23 protein-coding genes are annotated in these 22857 nt (G+C 62.7%); 11 read left to right on the forward strand and 12 right to left on the reverse strand.

Annotation, left to right across the window (positions count from 1 at the left end; genetic code table 11):
- Positions 1-100: 100 nt before the first annotated feature.
- The 3 genes from P0648_RS02435 (at position 101) to P0648_RS02445 (ending at position 3085) form a co-directional block, all read left to right on the forward strand.
- A complete protein-coding gene (locus tag P0648_RS02435) occupies positions 101-2107 on the forward strand; it encodes a twin-arginine translocase subunit TatC (RefSeq protein WP_276245832.1) in 2007 nt (668 codons plus the stop codon).
- Between the two features lie 89 nt (positions 2108-2196).
- Positions 2197-2370, forward strand: a complete 174-nt coding sequence (locus P0648_RS02440) for a ribbon-helix-helix domain-containing protein (RefSeq protein ID WP_276245831.1) — start codon at positions 2197-2199, stop codon at positions 2368-2370.
- Entirely contained in the window at positions 2360-3085 is a 726-nt protein-coding gene (locus tag P0648_RS02445; RefSeq protein WP_276245830.1) for a queuosine precursor transporter, read from the forward strand. The genes P0648_RS02440 and P0648_RS02445 overlap by 11 nt, the downstream gene beginning before the upstream one ends.
- Positions 3086-3162: 77 nt before the next feature.
- On the opposite strand, the gene P0648_RS02450 is transcribed toward P0648_RS02445, so the two are convergent.
- The 3 genes from P0648_RS02450 to P0648_RS02460 are packed head-to-tail and all read right to left on the reverse strand — an operon-like array spanning position 3163 to position 5201.
- Positions 3163-3927, reverse strand: coding sequence for a 23S rRNA (uridine(2552)-2'-O)-methyltransferase (locus P0648_RS02450; RefSeq protein ID WP_276245829.1), 765 nt, complete (start codon positions 3925-3927; stop codon positions 3163-3165).
- Positions 3928-3981: 54 nt separating this feature from the next.
- On the reverse strand, positions 3982-4806 hold the full coding sequence (locus tag P0648_RS02455) for an arsenite methyltransferase (protein ID WP_277505084.1): 825 nt from the start codon (positions 4804-4806) through the stop codon (positions 3982-3984).
- On the reverse strand, positions 4803-5201 hold the full coding sequence (locus tag P0648_RS02460) for a metalloregulator ArsR/SmtB family transcription factor (RefSeq protein WP_277505085.1): 399 nt from the start codon (positions 5199-5201) through the stop codon (positions 4803-4805). The genes P0648_RS02455 and P0648_RS02460 overlap by 4 nt, the downstream gene beginning before the upstream one ends.
- Positions 5202-5456: 255 nt before the next feature.
- On the opposite strand from P0648_RS02460, the gene P0648_RS02465 reads away from it, so the two are divergent.
- The 3 genes from P0648_RS02465 to priL all read left to right on the forward strand — a co-directional run bounded on the left by P0648_RS02465 (position 5457) and on the right by priL (position 9811).
- On the forward strand, positions 5457-6200 hold the full coding sequence (locus P0648_RS02465; RefSeq protein ID WP_276245826.1) for a DNA polymerase sliding clamp: 744 nt from the start codon (positions 5457-5459) through the stop codon (positions 6198-6200).
- A 107-nt stretch (positions 6201-6307) separates the two neighbouring features.
- A complete protein-coding gene (locus P0648_RS02470; protein WP_277505086.1) occupies positions 6308-8671 on the forward strand; it encodes a PQQ-binding-like beta-propeller repeat protein in 2364 nt (787 codons plus the stop codon).
- Between the two features lie 57 nt (positions 8672-8728).
- Positions 8729-9811 (forward strand): DNA primase regulatory subunit PriL, encoded by a 1083-nt coding sequence (priL, locus tag P0648_RS02475; protein ID WP_276274633.1) that lies wholly within the window; start codon positions 8729-8731, stop codon positions 9809-9811.
- Between the two features lie 2 nt (positions 9812-9813).
- On the opposite strand, the gene P0648_RS02480 is transcribed toward priL, so the two are convergent.
- Positions 9814-10017, reverse strand: coding sequence for a hypothetical protein (locus tag P0648_RS02480; RefSeq protein ID WP_276245823.1), 204 nt, complete (start codon positions 10015-10017; stop codon positions 9814-9816).
- A 318-nt stretch (positions 10018-10335) separates the two neighbouring features.
- Here P0648_RS02480 and P0648_RS02485 point away from each other — a divergent pair, with 318 nt between their 5' ends.
- Positions 10336-10908: an SWIM zinc finger family protein gene (locus P0648_RS02485; protein ID WP_277505087.1), complete on the forward strand. Its 573-nt coding sequence runs from the start codon at positions 10336-10338 to the stop codon at positions 10906-10908.
- On the opposite strand, the gene hjc is transcribed toward P0648_RS02485, so the two are convergent.
- Positions 10905-11342: a Holliday junction resolvase Hjc gene (gene hjc / locus P0648_RS02490; RefSeq protein ID WP_276245821.1), complete on the reverse strand. Its 438-nt coding sequence runs from the start codon at positions 11340-11342 to the stop codon at positions 10905-10907. The genes P0648_RS02485 and hjc overlap by 4 nt on opposite strands.
- Positions 11343-11445: 103 nt before the next feature.
- Between hjc and P0648_RS02495 the strand changes: the two genes are divergently transcribed.
- Positions 11446-12255: a formate/nitrite transporter family protein gene (locus tag P0648_RS02495; protein WP_276274631.1), complete on the forward strand. Its 810-nt coding sequence runs from the start codon at positions 11446-11448 to the stop codon at positions 12253-12255.
- Between the two features lie 9 nt (positions 12256-12264).
- Here P0648_RS02495 and P0648_RS02500 read toward each other — a convergent pair whose 3' ends face one another.
- From P0648_RS02500 to P0648_RS02510, 3 genes are all read right to left on the reverse strand, one after another.
- Positions 12265-13551 carry an adenosylhomocysteinase gene (locus P0648_RS02500; protein ID WP_277505088.1) on the reverse strand — a complete coding sequence of 429 codons (1287 nt, stop codon included), beginning with the start codon at positions 13549-13551 and terminating at the stop codon, positions 12265-12267.
- 186 nt (positions 13552-13737) lie between these two features.
- Positions 13738-14508: a hypothetical protein gene (locus tag P0648_RS02505; RefSeq protein WP_277505089.1), complete on the reverse strand. Its 771-nt coding sequence runs from the start codon at positions 14506-14508 to the stop codon at positions 13738-13740.
- Positions 14509-14742: 234 nt separating this feature from the next.
- A complete protein-coding gene (locus P0648_RS02510) occupies positions 14743-16029 on the reverse strand; it encodes an amidohydrolase (protein ID WP_277505090.1) in 1287 nt (428 codons plus the stop codon).
- A gap of 88 nt (positions 16030-16117) precedes the next feature.
- Here P0648_RS02510 and hisG point away from each other — a divergent pair, with 88 nt between their 5' ends.
- Entirely contained in the window at positions 16118-16966 is an 849-nt protein-coding gene (gene hisG / locus P0648_RS02515; RefSeq protein ID WP_276245815.1) for an ATP phosphoribosyltransferase, read from the forward strand.
- A 12-nt stretch (positions 16967-16978) separates the two neighbouring features.
- Here the strand turns inward: hisG and P0648_RS02520 are convergent, their stop codons facing one another.
- Positions 16979-17353: a hypothetical protein gene (locus tag P0648_RS02520; RefSeq protein ID WP_276245814.1), complete on the reverse strand. Its 375-nt coding sequence runs from the start codon at positions 17351-17353 to the stop codon at positions 16979-16981.
- A 42-nt stretch (positions 17354-17395) separates the two neighbouring features.
- A complete protein-coding gene (locus P0648_RS02525; RefSeq protein ID WP_276245813.1) occupies positions 17396-17956 on the reverse strand; it encodes a TATA-box-binding protein in 561 nt (186 codons plus the stop codon).
- Positions 17957-18067: 111 nt separating this feature from the next.
- Here P0648_RS02525 and P0648_RS02530 point away from each other — a divergent pair, with 111 nt between their 5' ends.
- Positions 18068-19039: a methyltransferase domain-containing protein gene (locus tag P0648_RS02530; RefSeq protein WP_277505854.1), complete on the forward strand. Its 972-nt coding sequence runs from the start codon at positions 18068-18070 to the stop codon at positions 19037-19039.
- Between the two features lie 15 nt (positions 19040-19054).
- Here the strand turns inward: P0648_RS02530 and P0648_RS02535 are convergent, their stop codons facing one another.
- A complete protein-coding gene (locus P0648_RS02535; protein WP_276274627.1) occupies positions 19055-20215 on the reverse strand; it encodes a D-glucuronyl C5-epimerase family protein in 1161 nt (386 codons plus the stop codon).
- Positions 20216-20598: 383 nt separating this feature from the next.
- Here P0648_RS02535 and P0648_RS02540 point away from each other — a divergent pair, with 383 nt between their 5' ends.
- The gene (locus P0648_RS02540; RefSeq protein WP_277505091.1) at positions 20599-21816 is read left to right on the forward strand and encodes an MFS transporter; all 1218 of its coding nucleotides are present in this window, start codon (positions 20599-20601) and stop codon (positions 21814-21816) included.
- Positions 21817-21820: 4 nt separating this feature from the next.
- Here P0648_RS02540 and P0648_RS02545 read toward each other — a convergent pair whose 3' ends face one another.
- On the reverse strand, positions 21821-22819 hold the full coding sequence (locus P0648_RS02545) for an AAA family ATPase (protein ID WP_277505092.1): 999 nt from the start codon (positions 22817-22819) through the stop codon (positions 21821-21823).
- Positions 22820-22857 lie beyond the last annotated feature (38 nt).

The raw sequence follows: 22857 nt of genomic DNA on the forward strand, positions 1-22857 counted from the left end.
CATTACTCGCTGATAGTCAGGCCAACGTTTGTAAACTTTCTTCTCCGCGCAGAGAACAAGATTGATAACTCAGACCGGGCTACCTTCGCCAGATACGGGGATGTCTGGAGCGATAGACGACGACACGAAACGCGCTGTCGCCAGTGGTCGGGAAACGGTCGGCGCGATGCTCAGCACGGCACAGACCCATCTACAGAAGGTCTTCATCGTGTTCGTCATCGGGCTGATGGGCACTATCTACGCCCTGCGCGAGTTCGTCTGGGTCCAACTCAAGGCGGACCTGTTCTCGAAAATGGGCCCAGACGTCGCAGACCAGACCGACGTCATCGCCGTCACACCGTTCGACGTCATCCTCTTGCAAGTGAAAATCGGCCTCGTCGTGGGTATCTTGCTCGCCATTCCCTTCCTCCTGTACTACTCCCGCGACGCGCTCCGTGAACGCGGCCTCTGGCCGACCCAGCGCATCGGCCTCTGGAAATTCACCTTCATCCTCACGCTGAGCCTCGGACTGTTCGTCGGCGGCGTCGTCTACGCTTACGCCCTCTTCTTCCCGCTCATGTTCGAGTTCCTCGCCGGGAATGCGATTCAGGGCGGATTCCAGCCGACGTACTCCATCGTCCACTGGGCGCAGTTCGTCTTCCTGTTGACCCTCTCCTTCGGCCTCGCCGCCCAGCTCCCGCTCGCGATGACCGGCCTCGCGTACATCGAAATCGTCCCCTACGAGACGTGGCGCGATAAGTGGCGTCACGCCGTCGTCGCCATCTTCATCTTCGGGGCGCTGTTCTCGCCGCCAGACCCCTTCACCCAGATTATGTGGGCCGTGCCGCTGCTCTTCCTCTACGGGTTCAGTCTCGGCCTGACGAAGGTGCTCGTCTCGACGCGCCGCCAGCGCGACGCGCCGAGTCCAGCGAGCGCGGGCGACCCAGCGGAAATCGACATCGACAGCCTTGACGCCGCCGCTATCTATGCCGCACCCACGGAAGTGTTCGCGGCCATGTCCGAAGACGAGGCGCTCCAGCACGCCAGCACGGCGATGCAGGACGACGACGCCGACAAGGCACAGGCCATCTTAGACCGCTTCGACGAGGTGCAAGAAGCCGTCGAGGCTGACCCCGTCGAGAACGGCGCGACTGCCGCCGCCGTCAACGATATGCCAGAAGACGAGGACGCGGAGGCTCCTGCGGCGAATACAGACGCCGCAGACGGCGACGTCGATGACGTTCGCCCCGACGACACCGACGAGGAATCGGGGAGCGCCATCACCCGCACGACGACCGGTATCGTGAACGCCTTCTCCGAGGACGAGAAGACCGAAGACGACATCGGCGGCTACTACTACGACATCGCGTTCATCCTCGAAAGTCTCACCTCGAAAGCATTCTGGATTGTGGGGACGTTCATGCTCGTCCTCGCGAGCGTGTTCATCTTCCTCTACTCGGGTGGCATCAAAATCATCCGGGACAACTTCCTGAGCAAGGTTCCAGAGGCCATCGCCGCAGACGGCATCGACTTCGGTATCGTCGCGCTTCACCCGGTCGAGGCGCTCATCTTCGAGGTGAAAATCGCAACCGTCCTCGCCGCCGTCTCAGTGATTCCGGTATTGCTCTATTTCGCGTGGCCGTCGCTCAAAGAGCGCGGCTTCGCCCGCGGGAACCGCAACGTTCTGCTCCTGTGGGGCCTCTCGATGCTGGTCGGCATCGGTGCCGGAACGATGGTCGGATACTCGTACGTCGCACCGACCATCGTCTCGTGGCTCGCCGCAGACGCGATTCAGGCGAACATGATCATCTCCTACCGCATCAACGCCTTCGGGTGGCTCGTGTTCCTCACGACCGCCGGCATCGGCATCCTCGGGATGATTCCCGTCTCGATGCTGCTGTTCCACCGCGGGCGTATCATCACCTACCGCACTTTCCGCACCCGCTGGCGTGAAGTGACCATCGGCATCCTCGCAATCGCCGCCTTCGGCGCGCCGGGCGGGATGTTCATGATGTTCATCCTCGCGATTCCGACGCTGCTCGCGTACTTCCTCGGCCTCGGCTTGCTCTGGGTCGTGACCCTCGGCGGTCGTCGCGTTCCCGAAAAAGAACGCGCTGGGGCCGATTAACCGGCGATTTGGCTGATTTCGGGCGGGAGAGACATTCTCTCGTGGACTCCCAAGAGAGGATTTAAGTATTCTTCCAGTAATATCCTACCATGCCAAAAATCAGCGTTGAGGTTCCAGAGGAACTTCTTTCTGACCTCGATGCCCACGTGGGGGAAGACGGCAAATTCGTAAACAGAAGCGAAGCGATTCGAGCCTCGATTCGCAAGATGCTCGACCTCCTCGACGAAATCGACGACCGTCACGGGAGAATCGATGACGAGTGATGCCGGGGACCCAGTACGCCTCGCGCTCGTCGCGCTGTTTATCACTGCACTCGTCACGGCCCAGCTAACCGCCTCGAAAGTCCTCGCCTTCTCGATTCCATTCTCGCTGCCGCTAGCTGGCAACACGCTCATCTTGCCGGGCGCGGCGCTCGCCTACGCGCTCACCTTCTTCGCCTCTGACTGTTACGCAGAACTCTACGGGCGCAAACCGGCGACCATGCTCGTGAACGTCGGCTTCGGGATGACGCTCGTCATGCTGGTGCTCGTCTGGACGACGATTCAGGCCCCTGCATTCCAGTTCTCGCCGGTCGATGCGACCACCTTCGCGTCCGTCCTCGGCGCGAGTACGAACATCGTCATCGGCAGTCTCGCCGCCTACGTCGTGAGTCAGAACTGGGACGTCTTCGCGTTCCACAAGATTCGCGAGTTCACGAACGGCGAACACCTCTGGTTGCGCAACATCGGTTCGACCGCGAGCAGCCAGGTCATCGACACCGTCATCTTCGTCTCGCTCGCGTTCTACCTCGTTCCCCAACTGCTCGGGACGGGCAACCCACTGCCGCTGGTGCAGGTCGCCGGCCTCATCATCGGCCAGTACCTCCTCAAACTGCTCATCGCGCTCGGCGACACCCCGTTCGTCTACGCCGTCGTGGGCTTCGTCACGTCGCGCCGCGAGAAACAGGTCGCCGACGCCGGCGAGTTCGCCTTCGAGTAACTACCGTTTTTCACGTCGACTATCCGCGAATCGTCCTGGTCGGCTCACTGCTGATTGAGCAGTAGCAAAATCGGTTTTTACTCGTCGTCGATGCGCTCTGCGAAGCCAAAGCGCGGCTTGATGTCCGTCACCCTGACCTCGACGGTCTCGCCCGCTTCCGTGCCCGGCACGAACAGCGTGTAGCCGTCGAGTTTGGCGACGCCGTCGCCTTCCTTGCCGATGTTCGCGATAGTGACTTCCACGGTGTCGCCTTCGCGGACCGGCGAGGTGAGGAACCCTTTCGCGACCAGATAGAGTTCGGAGGATTCGTCGCGGGAGGCGTCAGGGTGAATGGCGCGGACGTACTCGAACTCCTGTTCCATGTCGTCGCGCAGCGGTTTCACGTCCTGTCCGTCGAAAATCTTCGCGACGAAGTCGCCGCCGGGGGCGAGGATATCCGTCGCCGTCTCGAACGCCTGGCGAGCGAGGTAGGCAGAGCGCGCAGCGTCTAAGCTGTACTCGCCGGTCATGTTTGGGGCCATGTCGGAGATGACGACGTCGGCCTCGCCCGCCGTCTCCCGGACGGCGTCCTTGATTTCGTCGGTCGTCATGTCGCCCTTGATGGTCTCGACGCCGTCGATGGGCTTGATGCGCTGGAGGTCGACGCCGATGACCGTGCCCGACGGGCCGGTGAGTTCCTTTGCGACCTGGAGCCACCCGCCGGGGGCGGCCCCGAGGTCCACCACGGTGTCGCCCTTCTCGATGAGGTGGGCCTCCTCGTTCAGTTGCTTCAGCTTGTAGGCCGCACGGGAGCGATAGCCCTCCTGTTTGGCTTTGTTGTAATAGTGGTCTTTGCGCGGCATCTGATTGCCGTGGCGTAGGAAACGCGGCTTCTTACGCCCTTCGACCGAGCGAGGTCAGCGCGACGGTTTTCGCGCCGAGATGTCCGCGGATACGATGTACGCACTCAAGTCGAGCGAGTCGTCCCACTCGCGGATGAACTCCCCGCTGTCGTCTTTCGGCGCGATGTCGATGTCCTCGAACCCCGCCGCAGCGAGCGCCGATTCGAGGTCGTCGATGGTCGACGCACCCGCAACGCAGGCGGCGACCGATTCCGGGTCGCGCAGAACAGAGTCGGGGAGGTCGGCGGTCATGACGACGTCAGAAATCGCCACACGGCCGCCCGGCTTGAGCACCCGGAACGCCTCGCGGAACACCTGCGGCTTGTCCGGCGAGAGGTTCACGACGCAGTTCGAGATGACGACGTCGACCGTCTCGTCTGCGACGGGGAGGTGTTCGATTTCGCCCAGTCGGAACTCGACGTTCGTCGCGTCGTTCTTCTCGACGTTGGCACGAGCTTTCTCGACCATCTCGACGGTCATGTCCACGCCAATGACGCGGCCTGTTCCCCTGACGCGCTGGGCGGCGAGGAAGCAGTCGAAGCCAGCTCCCGACCCGAGGTCGAGGACCGTCTCGCCCGCTTCGAGCGAGGCGAGCGCCGTCGGGTTCCCACAGCCGAGTCCGAGGTCCGCACCGGCCGCGACGGCCACCACGTCGTCGTCAGTGTAGCCGAGTGCCGTCGAGTCCGCCTGCGACGCCTCGTCGCCACAGCAGCCGTCGGAACTCCCACAGCAATCGTCGTCCGCGTCAGTGCTGTTCCCTGACCCCGTCGCGATTTGTGCGTAGCGGTTTCGCACGGCTCTCCGCTGTGCTTGCGCCGACAGCCCCAATTCGTCGCTCATTCCTGTTCACCTCGCGAGCCGTCGAGCGCCGACAGCAACCGTTCTGCAAGCGGTGTCGGCTGGTAGTACCGCCACGTCCCCTCTTTGCGCCGGGAGACGAGTCCAGCGTCCGTGAGGCCGCGAAGCGCGTGGCTCACGGCACTCTCGCTCACCGACAGTAGCGGCGAGAACTCACAGACGCACAGTTCTCGGTCAGCCGCGGTGAGCAGGCGGACGATTTCGTAGCGCGTCTCGTTGCCAAGCGCCTTGAGCGCGGCCACGTCGCGCTCGAACGAGGATTTGGTCCCATCGGAGAGCGCCTTCAATTCGTCCAGTCGCTCCGTGAGCGCCGCGTCGCAGCACGTCCCGCGCTCGTCCTTGATGAGACGGCGCAGCTGCGTCGTGTCCTGGGCCATAGTTGAATAATTGAACAGCTATTCAGATAAACGTTGCGGCGGCTTTTCTGCCGTTCTCGCGCCGAATGCCTGCCCCTGGAAGGGCATCGATTCAGCCGTTCAACGGTCGTTCTCGCGTTCGGTCATCACCGGATTTCGGGAGGTCGTGTCGGCCACCCTTAGCCGATATCGTTCGGCCGCGGCGATTCGCGCACGCGCGCAGTCGCAGGCGCGAACGCGAGTCTTTTTATGCCGGGCTTTCGTACCCCGAAATACATGTTCAAGGCTATCGTGAGCGCTGAAACGCTCCGGACGGCCCTTGATTCCGTGAGTGTGCTGGTAGACGAGTGTAAAATCCACCTCAACGAGGACGGGTTCGCCATTCGGGCGGTCGACCCGGCCAACGTTGGGATGGTGGACCTCACGCTCGATGCCAGCGCCTTCGAGTCCTACGAGGCGGACGGCGGCGTCATTGGCGTTAATCTTTCCCGACTGGAGAACATCGCAGGGATGGCCAGCTCTGGCCAACTCGTGCAGCTCGAACTGGACGAGGAGACGCGAAAGCTCCACATCCAGATTGAGGGCTTAGAGTATACCCTCGCGCTCATCGACCCCGACTCCATCCGGCAGGAGCCGGACATCCCCAACCTGGACCTGCCGGCACAGGTCGTCATCGAGGGACGCGACATCGACCGGGCAGTCAAGGCCGCAGATATGGTCTCCGACCACATCGCACTGGGCGTCGAAGAGGCAGACGAGTTGTTCTACGTCTCCGCAGAGGGCGACACCGACGACGTGCGTCTGGAACTCCCCCGCGAGGACCTCATCGACCTGCAGGCCGGGCAGGCCCGCTCGCTGTTCTCGCTCGACTATCTGAAGGATATGAACAAGGCCATCCCGAAAGACGGCGAGGTCACCATCGACTTAGGCGAGGAGTTCCCGGTGAAACTCCACTTCGAACTCGCAGAGGGCCAGGGCAGCGTCACCTACATGCTCGCCCCACGTATCCAGAGCGACTAACCCTCATTTCTTGCGATTTTTTCACGATAGGTTGCTGACCATTCGGTTTGTCTAGTTATTATCTTAGCCAGAAGACACTTACAGGCTTTTTAGAATATCTCTAGACGATGACGGAACTTAACCGACGTACTACCCTCCAAGCGCTCGGTGCCCTCCTCGGTGCAGGTGCGACAGGCGCGGGTCTGTCCACACTCTCCGACGTTGCGGCAGCAGAGACGGCGGTTAGTGGCTATCCGACGTACGCCTACGATTCACAGAACACCTGGCACGCAGCGGGAGAAGCCGCTCCAGACACGGACGCGATGGTCCGTTGGAGCGTCGACACGCCGGAGGCTGCCCCCTATGCGCCAGCAATCGCTGATGGCGTTGCGTACGTCGTACACGAGGTCACGGCCTCACACACTGATAGAACACTGTACCTGTCGGCCATCGACCTCGCGTCCCAGTCGACAGCCTGGAGCAAAGAAATCGGCAATTCGGGGTCGAAGTACACGCCAATCGTCCACGAAGACCGTGTTATCGTCGTCGGTGTCGCATCTGGTGAACAGGTATTCGTCGAGAACGATGTCGCCGCGTTTTCGCGGTCCGATGGGGCTGAACTCTGGCGGTACGAATCAGACGCAAAGTATCCCTCTGTCGGGACACTTGCAGACGGACAGGTCTTTTTCAAACTCATCGGTGTCGACGGCCACCGAAGCGCGTTCGTCGCACTCGATACCGAAGACGGTTCAGAGACGTGGCGAGTCGACGGTCCGTCCCCACGAGACAACGAACACGGAAATCTGTCCGACGGGGAACCCGACGCACCGGCCGTCACAGATGGAACTGTCTACTTCACCGACCAACAGCGAATTCTCGCCCTCTCGACCGAAGACGGTAGTGAGGTGTGGCGAGACGACAGAGGAACCCCATTGAGCGTCTCCCCGGTCGTCGGAGATGGACTCGTTTACCTCACGGTTGGACGACGAGTCGTCGCCTACGACCCAGCAGACGGAACGCCGGTTTGGGCACGAGACGTCACGAATCACCGGGGGGTTTCACAGCCAACAGTAGCGAACGGCACCGTCTACGTGAGGGACGGCTACAACACGTTCTGGGCAATCGATGCTGCGACTGGAGAATATCGCTGGGAACGCCAATACGACACACATCCCGGAGGTGACACCTGGGATCAGATGGCGATTTCCGGGTTCTACAGCACGATCGTCGCGGCCGATTCGAAGCTTTTCGCCCTCGCACAGCTCAATAACGGGGAGTATCATCTCTTCACCTTTGACACGGAAACGGGGGATGTCCTGAACGTTCTGCCTGCACGACCAAATTCGACCTACATCTCGAATCCAATCGTCGCCGACGGCCGACTGTACCTGACTGGCGGGGGGAGCGTCTACGAGTTTGGCGCACCACCCGAATCACTCGCATGGCGGTTCGATACGAAAGCGGCTCACGCATCGCCACTCGCAGACAGCACGCAACTGACCGTCACGGCAGACGCGGACGGTGGACTTTACGGCCTTGACCCAGAGACGGGCGAGCAGGAATGGGAGTTCATTGCACAGGGGTCGCTCCAGTTTGGCCCTGCAAGCGAACAGGGAACCGTGTTCGTGGCTGACCGCGATGTGCTGTACGCTGTCGACCGTGCTACTGGCGTCGAACAGTGGCGCTTCTCACCAGAACGACCGCTCGACACCGACGTGGCCGTCGCAGACGGAACGGTGTTCGTTGGCACGAAATACCGCCACCCGTGGTCGAAACTCTACGCACTGGATGCTGCCGACGGGAGCGTGAAGTGGGACTTCAGTGGAAAGACCTGCCCCGGCCTCGAAGGCTTTGCGGCTGGGCCCGTTATCGGCGGTCCATTCGTCATCTTCAACGACACGAATGGCCGTCTGTGGGCCGTAGAGCGTCATACTGGAACGCTTGGCTGGAGCGAACGCGGTCCACGACTCGAATCGCTCGAAGCCTACGACACCACCGTTCTCGCCGGAAGTCAAACACGAAACGAGGACCCACGGACGAACCTCGTAGCCTACGATATCGACGGAATCGAACGCTGGTCGAAAACGTTCTCACACGGGCGCGAAGACGAGAACACCTACGTCGATTCCATCGTCTCGACTGACAACGCGGTGTTCGTCACCGCAGGTAACGATGACGCAATCGGAAACGACATCGACAACCACCGGCTCTACCGACTCTCGCCGACGGATGGGACCGTCGAATGGGAGCACAACACTCGTCCATCGCCGCACAGCAATTACGTCGGACTTGGCGAACTCGCTGTCGCAGGTGATAGCATCTACGCCGGCACCGACGAATGGCGACTCCACAAGTACGACGCGAATTCGGGCGAACTCCTGACCCGATACGAACTCGAAGGTGACGCAGTTTCAGCCCCAACAGTCACCGACGGCACGGTCCTCGTCGGCACGCACCTTGGCACCACGTTCGCCTTCATGCGAGACAGCTAACCCGACTCTCCGAGAATCCATTCAATTTATTCGGACTCACCAAGAAGGTGAAGTTCAATGAAGCAACTCCACGCCAGATACCCGTTCCTCGCAGCCTCGCGGCAGGCGGTCCAAGAGGCGGGCGTGGACCTCGCCGAACTCGTCGCCCGCGAGGACGACCCCGTCGTCGCGCGGGCCGTGGCGCGCGTGGAGGGCGCACTCACCGACGGTGACGTGGGCGAACCCGACCGGAGCGCCCGCACGGAACTGCTTTCGTATCCCGTCGCCCGCGTGCTCGTCTCGCTCGTGGACGTTCACATCTGCACCCGGCGGTACGCCCGTGCGGAGGCGAAAGCCGCCCACGAACAGTTCGTCGCGGAGTTCGAGGAACGCACGGAACTCAAGAGCACGCAGACAGAACGCCTCTCGTTCGACCAACTCCTCGCCGAATTCGACCTCGCGAGCCACGTCCACGAAGACGGCGCGGGCTATCGCGTCGACGTGGCGACGTACCTCCTGCTCGCGGCGGACATGTGGGGCGACGAGTGGCGACTCGTCAACCGCGAACTCGCGGACGGACAGGTCCCCGTCACGCAGGCAGAGTGCCACCAGCTCCTGCGTCAGGCGGTTCAACACCGCATCGAGGACGGACTCCCCCTGAACGTCCCCGACGCCATCGCCGAGTCGCTCGCAGACGAGGTCGAACACCTAGAGCAGGTCATCTCGGAACTCGACCTCACCCGCGAAATCGACACCGTGGTCCCCGACCTGTTCCCGCCGTGCATGAAGGCGCTGCTCGACAAGATTCAGAAGGGCGAACATCTGGAGCACCACTCTCGGTTCGCCATCACCGCCTTCCTCGCCAGTATCGGGATGGACACGGACGAAATCGTCTCGCTCTACGAGGTGAATCCCGGCTTCGGTGAGGAGATTACGCGCTATCAGACGAATCATATCCGCGGGGCGACGAGTCCGACCGAATACTCGGCACCGTCGTGTGCGACGATGCAATCCTACGGCGACTGTATCAACAAAGACGACCGCTGTGAGACCATCTCGCACCCGATGGCCTACTACGAGAAAGCCATCGACGACGCGGACGACGATGACCTCACCGACTGGCGTACGGAGAACGCAGAAGCCGAGTCAGAAGAGGCCTGAGTCTACTTCTTTCGCGAGAGCCAGAAGCCGATTCCCGCCATCAACAACACGAAGCCAACGATGGTGCCGACGAGTGCGAGTGCACCCTGGCTGCTCAGCGAATCTCTCGTGTACGTCGCCCCGACGGCCACGACGACCGCGACAAACAGCACGACGGCGACCGTAGAGACGACGATTTCGACAAGCGCGTCCCGCTCTAATTCCATGCGCCGCCTTCTGTTCCCCACTTCAAAAGCGCTTCGAAGCTTCAGAGGCGCGCTCCAGTCGAAATGAAGGGGGAATTTTCACGCTACTTTCGACAGAGAATTATAGGTATAAACGGTCCATACCGAGAGTTTACGTCCCTTCGGAACCTACTGTTCACGTGGAGTGGTTGGCGGACGCCACGGCGGATGATGTGCGCCACCCACGGAGCAATCATGACGCCATTGCAAGCAACACCAGCGTCACCAGCACGAAAAATCGCACTCGCGCCCGACACCTCCAGAATGGATAGTCGGTCTGCACGTGCGTGGACGGAACGCATGGCCGTCCGACAGCTTCCTGATGGACGCTACGCCGTCGATAGCGAGAGCGGCGCGACCTACGTCGTCGACCTCGCAAAACACGAGTGTTCGTGTCCGGACTACGAACTCAGAAACGCGAAGTGCAAACACCAGCGGCGGGTCGCGCTCGAAATCACCCTCGGGCGCGTCCCGCCGCCGGGCAAGTTCACCACGAAGTGCGCCGTCTGTGGCGACCGACTCATGGCTCGCAGAGGTGCGCCGCGACCGTTCCTCTGTCCCGGGCACAAACTCGAACCCGGCGACCGGGTAATCGACCGCGAGACGGGCGACCCCCTCATCGTTTATCGGGTCACCACGGACCGAGCGGACGAAGTCGAAATCCCCACCGCGAACACGACCGTCGCGGGCTATCCCGGCAACCACCTGTACGACCGCGACGACCTCGTCGTCGAGGCGGTCTACCCACGAGACACGCTGCGACGGTCACGACTCCGCCGCTACTCGTTCCCCTACTCGCGACTCGCGCGACCGGCGACCCTCGAAGCCGCGGGCGACGACTCCCCACAGCCGGCGGCCGGTGCCACCGGTTAAGCGTCCTCGCCGATGTCGGTGAGCCGCGTCTTTTTCGATTTTCCGGTCAGTTCGTCCAGGTCTTCGCCCTCGGAGAGTGCCGTCTCCTTTTTCACGCGGTAGTTCCCGCCATCGGTGACGTAGAGGTCTGCGGGGTGGAAGAAGTACCAGTCTTCGCGGTCGAAGCGCACGGCGATGCGCGGTTTCGCGCCGAAATTCTGTGAGAAGTAGACGAGAGCTTCGACTTCTTCGCCCGTGAGATAGATGGGCCGCCCGGAGGACGCCTTCGCCTCGATGGCGTAGAACACGTCGCCGTTGCCCGCGAGCACGTCCGGAAGTTCTCGCGTGGTCGCCGCGCCGCTCGCGGGGGCGCGCATGACCGCGAACCCGGCTTCGTCGAGCAGGTTCACGAGTTCCCGCTCGCGGCGGTTGCCCTTCGAGTTGGAGTTTGCCATTCGTACGTGAATCTGGTCGGTGGGGACGTATAAAAACCGCTACCTGACAGTGAACGGCCCAACCACTTTAGTAGCGAATTGCAGAACACCCGCCTAGAGAGTCATGAGTGGCGACCCAGTGGTCGATGGCGGAACCACCGAACAAACCTCCTCGAAGACGATTCTTTCCCGGCAGATAGACGAGGGACTCAACGAACTCAGGCGACCACGCGAGGGGCTGTTTCTCTCTGCGCTGTCTGCGGGCCTCGACATCGGCTTCGGGCCGCTGCTCATGGCCGTCATCATCACGATGGCTGGCGACCTCTGGAGCGAACCCCTGCTCCATATCGCGCTCGCCAACGCCTACGCCGTCGGCTTCATCTTCGTCGTCCTCGGACGCTCGGAACTGTTCACCGAACACACGACCCTCGCCGTGTTACCCGTGCTCAATCGCGATGCGACGCTCGCCCAACTCGGGCGGCTCTGGGGCATCGTCTACGTCGGGAACATCGTCGGCGGCATCATCTTCGCCGCCATCGCCGTGACCGCAGCGCCCTCCTACGGCATCGCGGACGCCTCTGCGTTCGCAGAAATTGCGGTCAAACTCACGGAACACTCGACGTGGGGGTTGTTCACCGCCGCGGTGCTCGCTGGCTGGCTCATGGGCCTGCTCTCGTGGCTCGTCGCGGCCGCCCAGGAGACCATCAGCCGCGTGTTCTTCGTTTGGCTCGTAACGGTCACTATCGGACTCGCGGGCCTGCCTCACAGCATCGCGGGCAACGTCGAGGTGCTCGCCGGATTGTTCCTCGTGCCGGAACTCGGCTTCCTCGACTACCTGCACTTCCTCGCCCTCGCGACGGTGGGCAACGCGCTCGGTGGGGCGGTGTTCGTCTCGCTGCTCAAGTATGGCCACGTCGTCCGCGGCGGAAAATAGGGCACTGGCTTACGTCCCGTGGTCCCAGGAGCCGAGATACGCTGACTGGGCGTCGGTGAGGGTGTCGAAGTCGATGCCCTCTGCGTCCAGCTTGATTTCTGCGACGCGGCGGTCGAGTTCGTCCGGTACGTCGTGGACGCCGGCGTCGTATTTCTCTGCATTTTCGACGAGTTCCTCGACGACGACGGCCTGCACGCCGAAGCTCTGGTCCATCACTTCGACCGGGTGGCCAAGCGCGATTGGACTCGCGAGGTTGACGAGGCGGCCCTCGGCGAGGACGTTCAGGTCGCGGCCATCTTCGAGTTCGTAGGCCATGACGCCGTCGCGGGCTTCGTAGACGTTCGCTGCCATCGCTTCGAGCTGGTCGAGATTGATTTCGACGTCGAAGTGGCCGGCGTTCGCGAGGAGGACGCCGTCTTTCATGACCTCGAAGTGACTCTCAGTGATGACGTCGCGGTTGCCGGTGGTCGTGATGAACACGTCACCAACCTCCGCGGCGTCTGCCATCGGCATGACTTCGTAGCCTTCCATGTGGGCTTCGAGGGCGCGGCGTGGGTCGACTTCCGTGACGACGACGTGCGCGTTTTGCCCGGCGGCTTTCTTCGCGACGCCCTTGCCACAGTAGCCGTAGCCGGCGACGACGACGGTCTTCCCGGCGTACGAGAGGTTCGTCGTCATGGCGATGGTGGCGAGGCTCGATTCGCCCGTGCCGTGGATGTTGTCGAACAGGCGCTTCATCGGCGTGTCGTTGACGGCGAAGATTGGGTACTTGAGTTCCCCGTCGCGGTCCATCGCCCGCAGGCGGTGGACACCCGTCGTCGTCTCCTCTGCGCCGCCGATGATGGAATCGATGAGTTCCGGATGGTTCTCGTGAATCGCGGCGACCATGTCCATCCCGTCGTCGACGGTGATGGTGGGTGCGTGGGCGATGACAGCCTCGATAGCGTCGTAGTACTCGTCGCTGTCAACGCCGCGGACGGCGTAGGAGGTGATGTTGTCGTTGTTATCGAGCGCGGCGCTCACGTCGTCGTGCGTCGAGAGCGGATTGCACCCCGTGATGGCGACTTCTGCGCCGCCGAGGGCGAGCAGTTCGACGAGGTTCGCGGTCTTCGCCTCGACGTGCATCGCCATGCCGATGACTTGGCCGGCGAACGGTTTCTCGGCTTTGTACGTCTCGCGGAGTGCCTGGAGGATGGGCATGTGCTGGAGCGCCCAGTCCATCTTGCGACGGCCCTCTTTGCGGGCGGCCTCGATATCGTCGAGGTGCTCGCTGACAGGCGGATAAGCGTCACTCATGGCGGAAGAATGGCACAGGCGGGTCAAAACGCTACCGGACTCGTCTACAGCCCGCAGAAAAACTCACATCCCGAATCGACGTGCTGGCTCCGAGAACTCGGAGCGGGGTGCCACTGACAGTTCAGATGGGTCAGTTTGCGTGCGATTCAGCTCCGACCGCGGAGTGCCCGTTTCGCGGACTCTACTTCAGTTTTCCGCGTCGCTGTTCTCCGCTTCGTCTTCGTCGTCGGTTTCGCTATCCTCGTCCTCGCCGTCGTCAGATGTCTTGTCAGTGCCGCGCTCGTGGCCGTCCTTCGGTCCGGCGTGGTCGGGGCGCTTGTCTTCCTTGTCCGCCTTATCCTTCGCGTGGTCGGGACGTTTGTCCTCGCGGTCGGACTCTTCATCCGCGCTCTCACTCTCGTCGTCGTGTTTCTTCGCGTGCTTGTCCGCCCGCTGTTTCTGTTCGTGGACGAACTCGCGAACCATCTGCCCGAACGGCTTGTCGTCGTCTAAATCATCGCGGTCTAACAGGTAGTGGACGAACCGTGAGACGTGCTGGCCGAACGGTGCGTCGCCGTCCACGGTCGGTCGCCAGTCGCCGAGCACGGTGGTCGTGGTCACGCGCTCGTCACCGCTCGTGGCGACGATTTCGACTTCGACCTGTTCGCCCGGAACGGGGAGTGAAACGGTCCCGTTCTCGTCGGTTGTGTACTCACCAGCACCGTCGTAGGTGGCGTCGCCCACCGGCGCGACGGTCACGTTCGCGTTCGAGACGTGCTCACTCGCGTTGGTCACGGTGACGGTCACGTCGGTACCCGTCTCTGTAACGTGCACCGCGAGCGGTGCGTCGTTTCCAGCTGTACTCATCGAATCGTTGCCCGCTGTCTCGTCACCCGCGAACGCGGCCACGGGGCCGACGGTCGCGAGCAACAACGCCATCACGGCTGCGATGGCGAACAACTTCGGTTTCGAATTCATCGAGACAACGATATTCAGGAAACGAGATAAATACAGATTTCTGTTCAGTTCAGTTTTCGTTGTTCGTTCAGTTCATGCGACGAGATATGGCGGTAGAGGTTCCTCAAGACCGTTTAGAAACGACTCTATACGTTTATTTCTACCCTTATGATTGGCGACAAATAGGTCGTCGTTTCACAAACCCTAACTGTTAGATTTTCTGGATCTTCGGCGACCAACCGGCGAGTCGACCGCTCAGGCGCGGTCGACGAGCGCTGCGGCGTGTTCTGCCGCCCGCTCGCGCACCGCGGCCTCGTCGCAGACGAGCACGTCGCGGTCGCGCATGAGCACCTGACCGTCGCAAACGGTGTGGCGCACGTCAGAGCCGCGGACGGCGTAGGCGAGGTGGCTCACGTAGTCGTGTGCCGGGGTGAGGTGCGGGGCCTCGAAGTCCACGACAGCGAGGTCGGCTTTCGCCCCCGCCTCGATGCGTCCCACGTCGAAGCCAAGTGCGTCCGCCCCGCCCTGCGTCGCCATCTCCACGACGGCCTCGGCGGGGACGGCGCTCGCATCACCGGTGGCGAGTTTCCCGAGCATGGCCGCGTCGCGCATCTCGTCGAACAGGTCTAAGTCGTTGTTCGAGGCCGCGCCGTCGGTGCCGAGCGCGACGGTCACGCCCGCATCGCGGAGTGCCTGCACGGGGGCCATCCCGCTCGCGAGCTTCATGTTCGACGCCGGGCAGTGGACGACCGAGGCGTCGTGGGCTGCGAGCACCGAAATCTCGGTCTCGTCCAGGTGCACGCCGTGGGCGAAGAAGTCGCCCGCGTCGAGCATCCCGAGGTCTGCGGCGTACTCGATTGGACGCTCGCCGTGCTCCTCCACGATTGGCTCGACTTCACCTAACGTCTCGTTCGCGTGGTAGTGGACCGGAAGCCCCGCCTCGCGCACCTCGGGCAGGAACTCGCGGTAGTACTCCTCGCCGACCGTCGTGAGACTGTGTGGCATCACTGCCGTCTTGATGCGCCCGCCTGCCGCGCCGTCGAACTCGGAGGCCACCTCGATGGATTCCTCGATGTCGTCCCAGGCGTCGTCCTCGTCCTTGCCGATGGTCACGATTCCGTGGCCGATGCGGGCGCGGACGCCGAGGTCCTCGACCGCCGCCGAAACTTCGGGCACCTCGAAGTACATATCCGCGAACGTCGTGACGCCAGCCTTGAGCATCTCCACGATGCCCAACTCGGTCCCGACGCGCACGTCTTCGGGCGTCAACTGCGCCTCTGCCGGCCAGATGTCCTCCTGGAGCCAGTCCATGAGCGGCTTGTCGTCGGCGTAGCCCCGGAGCAGGGTCATCGCGGCGTGGCAGTGGGCGTTCACGAGCCCCGGCATGACGAGCGACCCGGAGGCGTCTAAGGTCTCGTCGCCTGCTTCGACGTCGCCCACGTCGAGAATCGTGCCCGCGTCCTGGTCTACGAGCACGTCTGCGTCTTCGACCGAGAGGTCCGGCAGGAGGACCTTCCCGCCGGTAATCTGGAGCGTGGTCATAGCCGGAGATTCTGTGTCCGTCTGCGAAAAGCCACCGGTCTGCCACGGACGAAACACAGTTGCCCCCTCGCCCCCTTCGCCCGAATATATGCGCATCGCTGTGCCGAACAAAGGCCGACTGCACGACCCGACGATTGACCTGCTCGAACGCGCAGGGCTGCACGTCGTGGACGGCGCAGATCGCAAACTCTACGCCAGCACGGTCGACCCAGCTGTCACTATCCTCTTCGTCCGCGCCGCGGACATCCCCGAGTACGTCGCAGACGGCGCGGCGGACGTGGGCATCACCGGCCTAGACCAGGTCCACGAGTCGGGCGTCTCGAACCTCGTCGACCTGCTGGACCTCGGCTACGGGCAGTGTCGCCTCGTGCTCGCTGCGCCCGAAGACGGCGACATCGAGGAGATTTACGACTTAGATGGGAAGACCGTCGCCACGGAGTTCCCGAACATCGCGCGCAACTACTTCGCAGAGCGGGACATCGACCCGGACATCGTGGAGGTCACTGGGGCGACCGAACTCACACCGCACGTGGACATGGCCGACGCCATCATCGACATCACCTCCACCGGGACGACGCTACGCGTCAATCGCCTCGCTATCCTTGATGAAGTCTTGGGCAGCTCCGTGCGCCTGTTCGCTCGCGAGGACGTCGTCGAGGACGAGAAAGTGGGGCAAATCAAGACGGCGCTCGACTCCGTGCTCCACGCGGAGGGCAAGCGCTACCTGATGATGAACGCACCTCGCGACCAGCTCGACGCCATTCGCGAGGCATTGCCCGGCCTCGGCGGCCCGACGGTGATGGATATCGCGGGCGGAGACAACGTCGCCGTCCATGTGGTCGTGGACGAGCGCGACGTGTTCGAGACCATCACGGAGGTAAAGCAACTCGGCGCGTCGGGGATTCTCGTGACGGAAATCGAGCGATTGGTCGAATAGAAACTGGATTTTTCAGGTCGGTGCGGTTCCGAGTAGCGCCACGAGGTTCGCGAGGACGAGCGCGAGCAACACCGTGACGGTGTAGTGGACGACGGCGATGAGACCACCTGTTTTGAGCCGCACGCGGTAGATGAACCGAATCGCCAGAAAGTCGGCGATGAATCCCATGAGCAACATTACGGCGACGGGGTATTGCTGGAGGAGAATCGTCACCAGTGCCGGCACGGGGCCGACCATGAGGGCACGGGTCGGCGGTACGTCGCCGAGGACGTACCGGGCGGCGATGTGCGCGGTGAGTGCGTAGAAAAGCGCCCCAAGGACGAACGTCCCAGCGACCGCGAGCGGGCCGCCTTCGGCTGGGACGACCTGCAGTGCGGTAGAGTCCATACTCGTCTGTGAGAGTGCGAAAAGGCTTGTGTGTGCCGGAAGTTACTCGAGCAGGCCGAGTTCTTCGAGGCGCGAGACGATCTTGTCGACGGCGTGTTCTGCGTCGACCGGTTTCTTCCCACCCGTGATGACGAGTTTGCCGGAGCCAAACAGCAGGGCGACGACTTTCGGCTCGTCGAGGCGGTAGACGAGGCCGGGGAACTGCTCTGGTTCGTACTCGATGTTTTCGAGGCCGAGCCCGATGGCGATTGCGTTCAGGTTCAGGTTGCGACCGAGGTCCGCGCTCGTGACGATGTTCTGGACGACGATTTCAGGGTCCTCGTCTACGTTGATGTTGAGTTCACGGAGCTTGTCGAACACGATGTTCAGGCTCTCGTGGACGTCGTCGGTGCTCTTAGCACCGGTGCAGACGATTTTGCCAGAGCGGAAGATGAGTGCGGCAGACTTCGGGTTCTGGGTGCGGTAAACGAGACCGGGGAACTGTTCGGGGTCGTAGTCGGCACCTTCTAAGTCCATCGCGACAGACTGAAGGTCGAGTTCCTGACCGATGCCTGTGGAGGCAACCACGTTCTCAATATTAATAGTCTCCTTGGGGTCAGTCATGTTTCGTTTAAAAACTTGTATTTAAGGTTTATAAATGTTGGTGCCAGCCGTTGACAGGTTTCGGCGTATTTAACCGATACGCTCTTTGTTCGAGGTTCCAGAGTGCGCATCGTGTACGTCCTGGAACTCGGTGGTGAAGACCACGCTTTCGCCGCCTGCGAGGCCGAGAGCGCGGCGACAGCGGTGACCCCGATGGCCACCGGCCTCGTCCGCGCCGGGAGCATCGACGCCGCGGCCATCGCGCGTCTCGCCTACACCCACCGCGCGAACGAACTCGTGGGCCACACCGATGCCTCCGTCGAGAGCGCCCGCCTGCTGCTCGAATCCGCGACGTTCGACCGTGAGGGGAGCGTCGCCGTCCGCGCCCGGGACATCCAGAATACGGCGAACGTGAGCACCCAGCAGGCAGAGCGCGTGCTCGGTGGCGTGCTCGTAGACCACGGGTTCACCGTCGATTTGGACGACCCCGACCACACCCTCCGCGCGCTGTTCGCAGACGACGTCTGCGCACTCGGCTGGGAAGCTGCCGCGAGCCTCCGCGACTACGGTGACCGCAATCCGACCGCCCGTCCCTTCTTCCAGCCCGGGTCGATGGAACCGCTGCTCGCCCGGGCGCTCGTGAACATCGCCGGGGCCGGCCCGGGGCGCACCCTTCTAGACCCGATGTGCGGAACTGGCGGCGTCCTCCTCGAAGGCGGTCTCGTGGGGGCGCGTCTCGTCGGCAACGACGCCCAGTGGAAGATGGTTCGGGGCACGAAGCAGAATCTCACCGAACTGCTGCCCGATGACGCGGACTTCGGCATCGTGCGCGGCGATGCGACTGCCCTCGCCCTCCGTGACGATTCGGTTGACGCCGTCGTGTTCGACGCGCCGTACGGTCGCCAGTCGAAAATCGCGAACCTCGACCTCGCGGACCTCGTAGCCGGTGCGCTCGCGGAAGCGAGGCGCGTCGGAGAGAAGTGCGTCCTCGTCGCGGACCGCCCGTGGTCCGAGGAAGCGCGAGCGGCTGGCTGGGAAGTCACTCACTCGTTCGAGCGGTACGTTCACGGCACGCTGACCCGCCACATTCTCGTGCTCGAATAAAAGCTGGCCACGTGGTCAGGACATGTCGCCGGGGTCGTCCGACTTGTAGCGTTCCCACATCTGCTTGAAGAACTCGTCGCCGGTGAGCTTGTAGAGCTTGTCTATCTGGATGAGGTGGACGCCGTGGTAGTAGTCGTTGCCACGGTACGGGTCCGGATACCGGTCGGTCTGGCCGAGTTGCCAGCGCCGGTAGCCGTCGAGTCCGTAGTAGCTCACTTCACCGGGGACGCGCCAGTGGTCGGCGTAGTTCTGCACCGTGGTGAGCGTGGCGTCGAGGAGTAACTTCGCCTCCGCAGATTCGGTGTGCAGCCAGTAGTCGTACAGCCCCCAGATGCCGATACACTTGCCGTTTATAACGTGCGTCGGCGGTTCGAAGGGATACTCCTCGACCCAGTAGTAGCCGTTTGGGTCGACCATCGTCGTCCACGGGCCGTCAGTGGTCCGCTTTACGGACTTGAACGTCTGGAACACCCGCTCTGCTAAGTCCAGGTACTTGTCGTCGCCCGTGAGCTCGTGGAAGTAAGTGTACGCAGAGAGGCCGACGCCCTGGCACATTCCCGAGTACCACGGCGCTTTCAGGTCGGCGCTCGACCCCGCCTTGTCGAGACGATACGAGAAGTAGATGCCGTCGTTTGGGCCAATCGCGGCGTCGTCTACGAGCGCCTGGGAGAACTCCTCTGCGCGGTCGAGGTAGCCCTGTTTTCCGCTTTCGCGATAACAGTGCAGGCAGCGAAGCAGCCAACGTGTCGTCCGGAGCGGAAAGTGACCGGTGTGGTCGCCGACCGTCGCCGGGATGAGGTCGGGCAGTTCGTTGACCTGTGAGACGGTCTTGTCACACTGTGGCTTCGCGTCACGGTACTGCCCGAAGAACTGAGGACGTTCTTCGTAGGGCAGTTCGCGATACGTGAACTCGGTGCGCTTTATTGGGACGCCGTTTACGGCTTCTTCGACCGGTTCGGGCGTTTCTGTCTCCGTCTCTGTGGCCGTCTCAGTCTGTGGGGTTGCGGTCGACGTCGCTGCCGGGGTGTTCGTCGAAGTGGTCGCAGGCCCGTCCTGTCGCCACTTTTCGAACCCGGAGGTGATGTCCATGCACCCCGCGAGGCCGAGTGACGCGCCGAGCGCGAGCAGGTGTCGTCGAGACGGTCGAGGACCACGCTTGGAGGGCTGGTCGCTCATGCTACACGCACTCCTTGGTCGCGAACCGCGACTGTGCTGTCAATCCTGTGTCGTATCTGTCCGTCCCCACCAGGGTACCGAGAACCTGGAGGGAGGTTCGTCGGCCACTCGTCAACATCACCGTGTGTAACCGCGAGTCCGAGTAAATGTCTTTTGGTCAATAATTCACGTACGCTAACCATATAGGTCGGCTGCACAATGTGTAAAAACCAGCGGAAAGAGCTGTGTTACACTCTTTTAGACTGAACGTTCTGTCATTTGTGTCAGTGTGCCAACCCAGAATTTTTGATAAACGGTTTCGACCACGAAAAAAGCTGTACGGGCTGCGCGCTCCTCACACGCGCGGGCAAGCCTTTAGCCGTCGCCTGTCATCGTTCTGAATAATGACGGGCGTTTCGTCCACCCGCCGTCTTCGGATGCTCTTGCTCATCGCCACGGCGGAGCTTTTGATAATGTCGCTGTGGTTCTCGGCGACGGCGGCGGCCCCGGAACTCGCCGCGGCGTGGGACCTCACGCCCGCGGAGACGGCGTGGCTCACGAACGCCGTCCAACTCGGCTTCGTCACCGGGGCACTCCTCTCTGCGGCGTTCACCATCTCCGACGTGATTACGCCGAAGTACCTCGTCGCCGGTGCGGCCCTCGTCGGCGCGGCGGCAACCGCCGCCATCGCCGCGTTCGTCGAATCGCTCCTTCCCGCCGTCGTCCTGCGCTTCCTGACCGGCATGATGCTCGCCGGCGTCTACCCACCGGGGATGAAACTCATGGCCGGGTGGTTCCGCGCCGGGCGGGGCATGGCCGTCGGCGTTCTGGTCGGGGCGCTCACCGTCGGCTCGGCCCTGCCCCACCTCATCCGCGTCATCGGCGGTGTCGACAACCCGCGACTCGTCCTCTTCGGCGCGGCGGGCGTCGCCACCGTCGGCGCAGCCCTCGCGCTGTTCGTGACCGAAGGCCCCTACCAGTCGCCCGCCGCCCCGTTCGACCCGCGCGCCGTCGTCCGCATTCTTCGTGACCGTCCGACCCTGCTCGCGAACGGCGGCTACTTCGGCCACATGTGGGAACTCTACGCCGTCTGGACGTGGATTCCCGTCTTCCTCGTCGCCAGCCTCGCCGCCGGAACCCCCGGCTCACAGCGAACCGCCGGCCTGCTCGCCTTCGGCACCATCGCCATCGGCGGCGCGGGCGCACTCGTCGCCGGCCTCGCCGCAGACCGCCTCGGTCGAACCACGGTCACGAGCGTCAGTATGGGCGTGAGCGGCCTGAGCTGTCTCGCCGCCGGGTTCGTCTTCGGCGCACCGCTCTGGATTCTCGCGCCGTTCGTCCTCCTCTGGGGATTCACCATCGTCGCCGACTCCGCCCAGTTCTCGGTCGCGGTCACGGAACTCGCCGAATCGAGTTACGTCGGGACGGCGCTCACCCTCCAGACCGCCCTCGGCTTCCTGCTCACTATCGCCTCGATTCAACTGGTTCCTGTCCTCGTGGACCTCGTCGGGTGGCAGTGGGCGTTCGCGCCGCTCGCGATTGGGCCACTGCTCGGCACGCTCTCCATGTTGAGACTTCGGCTGCGCCCGGAGGCGACGCGATTGGCTGGTGGGAAAAAGTGAGCGACTACCGCCCTATCTCAGCGAGGAGGTGCGAGATGTGAATCCGGTCGCTCGTCCCCTCTGCGAGGTCCATATCAATCTCACCGGCAATCTCGTAAAGCCGAGCCAGATTATCGCCGCTGTAGCGCGACCGCGCCACCCCGAGGATGTCCTGTAAAATTTCACTGCCACTGTAGCCCTCGTCTACGAGCAGGTCGTCGAGAATTTTGCGCGCGTCCGTGAACTGGCGCTTTTCGGCCTTCGCGACCATCGTCTCGACCTGCTCTTTGTTCCCGATTTCGCCGAGTGCCTCATAGGCGGTCTGCATGGTGATTTCACCGGCGTCTTCGAACGTGGTCTGTGCGCCGAGGATGGCCTTGCGCAGGTCACCACCGCCGTAGCCAGCGAGGTACTGGATGCCGTCTTCCTCGTACTCGACTTCTTCGGCTTCGACGATTCGACGCAGGACTTCTGCGCTTTCCTTCGCCGTCGGTGCGCGGACAGGAACCGGGAAACAGCGCGACTTGATGGGCGGAATCAGCTTCGTCGGTTGCCGGGTCGTGACGACGAACTGGGTCGTCTTGTGGTGGCGCTCCATCACTCGTCGCAGCGCCTGCTGGAAGTCCTCGCGGATGGCTTCCGCGTTATCGAGCAGGATGGTCTTGTAGGTGCCCGACACCGGCGCGTAACTCGCAGACTCCTTGAGGACGTGGTTTATCATGTCGCGTTTCGGCAGGTCGCTCTTTCCAGTGAGGAAGTGCTCGAAGCGCGGGTCGTTCGAAATCTCCTTTTTGGTTCGGTTGAAGAAGTCGGCGACGTTGATTTCTACCAAATCGTTGTCAGGGTCGTCGTGTGCTTCTCTCGCGAGCGCACGCACGGCGGCGGTCTTCCCGCTGCCCTGTGGGCCGTGCAGAACGAGGTTAATCGGCTCGTCTACGGCCCGCGTGAGGTAGTCGCGGACCTCCGGCTGGGGGAGGTCTGAGAGTGCCGGCGCGTGCGTATCGGTCCACAGCGGCCCGTCCATTACCGCATAGAAGGAAATGTGGGGGTAAGAATCGGTCG

It is taken from the genome of Haladaptatus sp. DYSN1 (assembly GCF_029489995.1).
GTDB lineage: Archaea > Halobacteriota > Halobacteria > Halobacteriales > Halococcaceae > QDMS2.

What these genes read in the sequence shown, in the direction of transcription:
- P0648_RS02435 (WP_276245832.1), top strand. Translation starts at nt 101, where the DNA reads ATGTCTGGAGCGATAGACGACGACACGAAACGCGCTGTCGCCAGTGGT.
- P0648_RS02440 (WP_276245831.1), top strand. Translation starts at nt 2,197, where the DNA reads ATGCCAAAAATCAGCGTTGAGGTTCCAGAGGAACTTCTTTCTGACCTC.
- P0648_RS02445 (WP_276245830.1), top strand. Translation starts at nt 2,360, where the DNA reads ATGACGAGTGATGCCGGGGACCCAGTACGCCTCGCGCTCGTCGCGCTG.
- P0648_RS02450 (WP_276245829.1), bottom strand. Translation starts at nt 3,927, where the DNA reads ATGCCGCGCAAAGACCACTATTACAACAAAGCCAAACAGGAGGGCTAT.
- P0648_RS02455 (WP_277505084.1), bottom strand. Translation starts at nt 4,806, where the DNA reads ATGAGCGACGAATTGGGGCTGTCGGCGCAAGCACAGCGGAGAGCCGTG.
- P0648_RS02460 (WP_277505085.1), bottom strand. Translation starts at nt 5,201, where the DNA reads ATGGCCCAGGACACGACGCAGCTGCGCCGTCTCATCAAGGACGAGCGC.
- P0648_RS02465 (WP_276245826.1), top strand. Translation starts at nt 5,457, where the DNA reads ATGTTCAAGGCTATCGTGAGCGCTGAAACGCTCCGGACGGCCCTTGAT.
- P0648_RS02470 (WP_277505086.1), top strand. Translation starts at nt 6,308, where the DNA reads ATGACGGAACTTAACCGACGTACTACCCTCCAAGCGCTCGGTGCCCTC.
- priL (WP_276274633.1), top strand. Translation starts at nt 8,729, where the DNA reads ATGAAGCAACTCCACGCCAGATACCCGTTCCTCGCAGCCTCGCGGCAG.
- P0648_RS02480 (WP_276245823.1), bottom strand. Translation starts at nt 10,017, where the DNA reads ATGGAATTAGAGCGGGACGCGCTTGTCGAAATCGTCGTCTCTACGGTC.
- P0648_RS02485 (WP_277505087.1), top strand. Translation starts at nt 10,336, where the DNA reads ATGGCCGTCCGACAGCTTCCTGATGGACGCTACGCCGTCGATAGCGAG.
- hjc (WP_276245821.1), bottom strand. Translation starts at nt 11,342, where the DNA reads ATGGCAAACTCCAACTCGAAGGGCAACCGCCGCGAGCGGGAACTCGTG.
- P0648_RS02495 (WP_276274631.1), top strand. Translation starts at nt 11,446, where the DNA reads ATGAGTGGCGACCCAGTGGTCGATGGCGGAACCACCGAACAAACCTCC.
- P0648_RS02500 (WP_277505088.1), bottom strand. Translation starts at nt 13,551, where the DNA reads ATGAGTGACGCTTATCCGCCTGTCAGCGAGCACCTCGACGATATCGAG.
- P0648_RS02505 (WP_277505089.1), bottom strand. Translation starts at nt 14,508, where the DNA reads ATGAATTCGAAACCGAAGTTGTTCGCCATCGCAGCCGTGATGGCGTTG.
- P0648_RS02510 (WP_277505090.1), bottom strand. Translation starts at nt 16,029, where the DNA reads ATGACCACGCTCCAGATTACCGGCGGGAAGGTCCTCCTGCCGGACCTC.
- hisG (WP_276245815.1), top strand. Translation starts at nt 16,118, where the DNA reads ATGCGCATCGCTGTGCCGAACAAAGGCCGACTGCACGACCCGACGATT.
- P0648_RS02520 (WP_276245814.1), bottom strand. Translation starts at nt 17,353, where the DNA reads ATGGACTCTACCGCACTGCAGGTCGTCCCAGCCGAAGGCGGCCCGCTC.
- P0648_RS02525 (WP_276245813.1), bottom strand. Translation starts at nt 17,956, where the DNA reads ATGACTGACCCCAAGGAGACTATTAATATTGAGAACGTGGTTGCCTCC.
- P0648_RS02535 (WP_276274627.1), bottom strand. Translation starts at nt 20,215, where the DNA reads ATGAGCGACCAGCCCTCCAAGCGTGGTCCTCGACCGTCTCGACGACAC.
- P0648_RS02540 (WP_277505091.1), top strand. Translation starts at nt 20,599, where the DNA reads ATGACGGGCGTTTCGTCCACCCGCCGTCTTCGGATGCTCTTGCTCATC.
- P0648_RS02545 (WP_277505092.1), bottom strand. Translation starts at nt 22,819, where the DNA reads ATGGACGGGCCGCTGTGGACCGATACGCACGCGCCGGCACTCTCAGAC.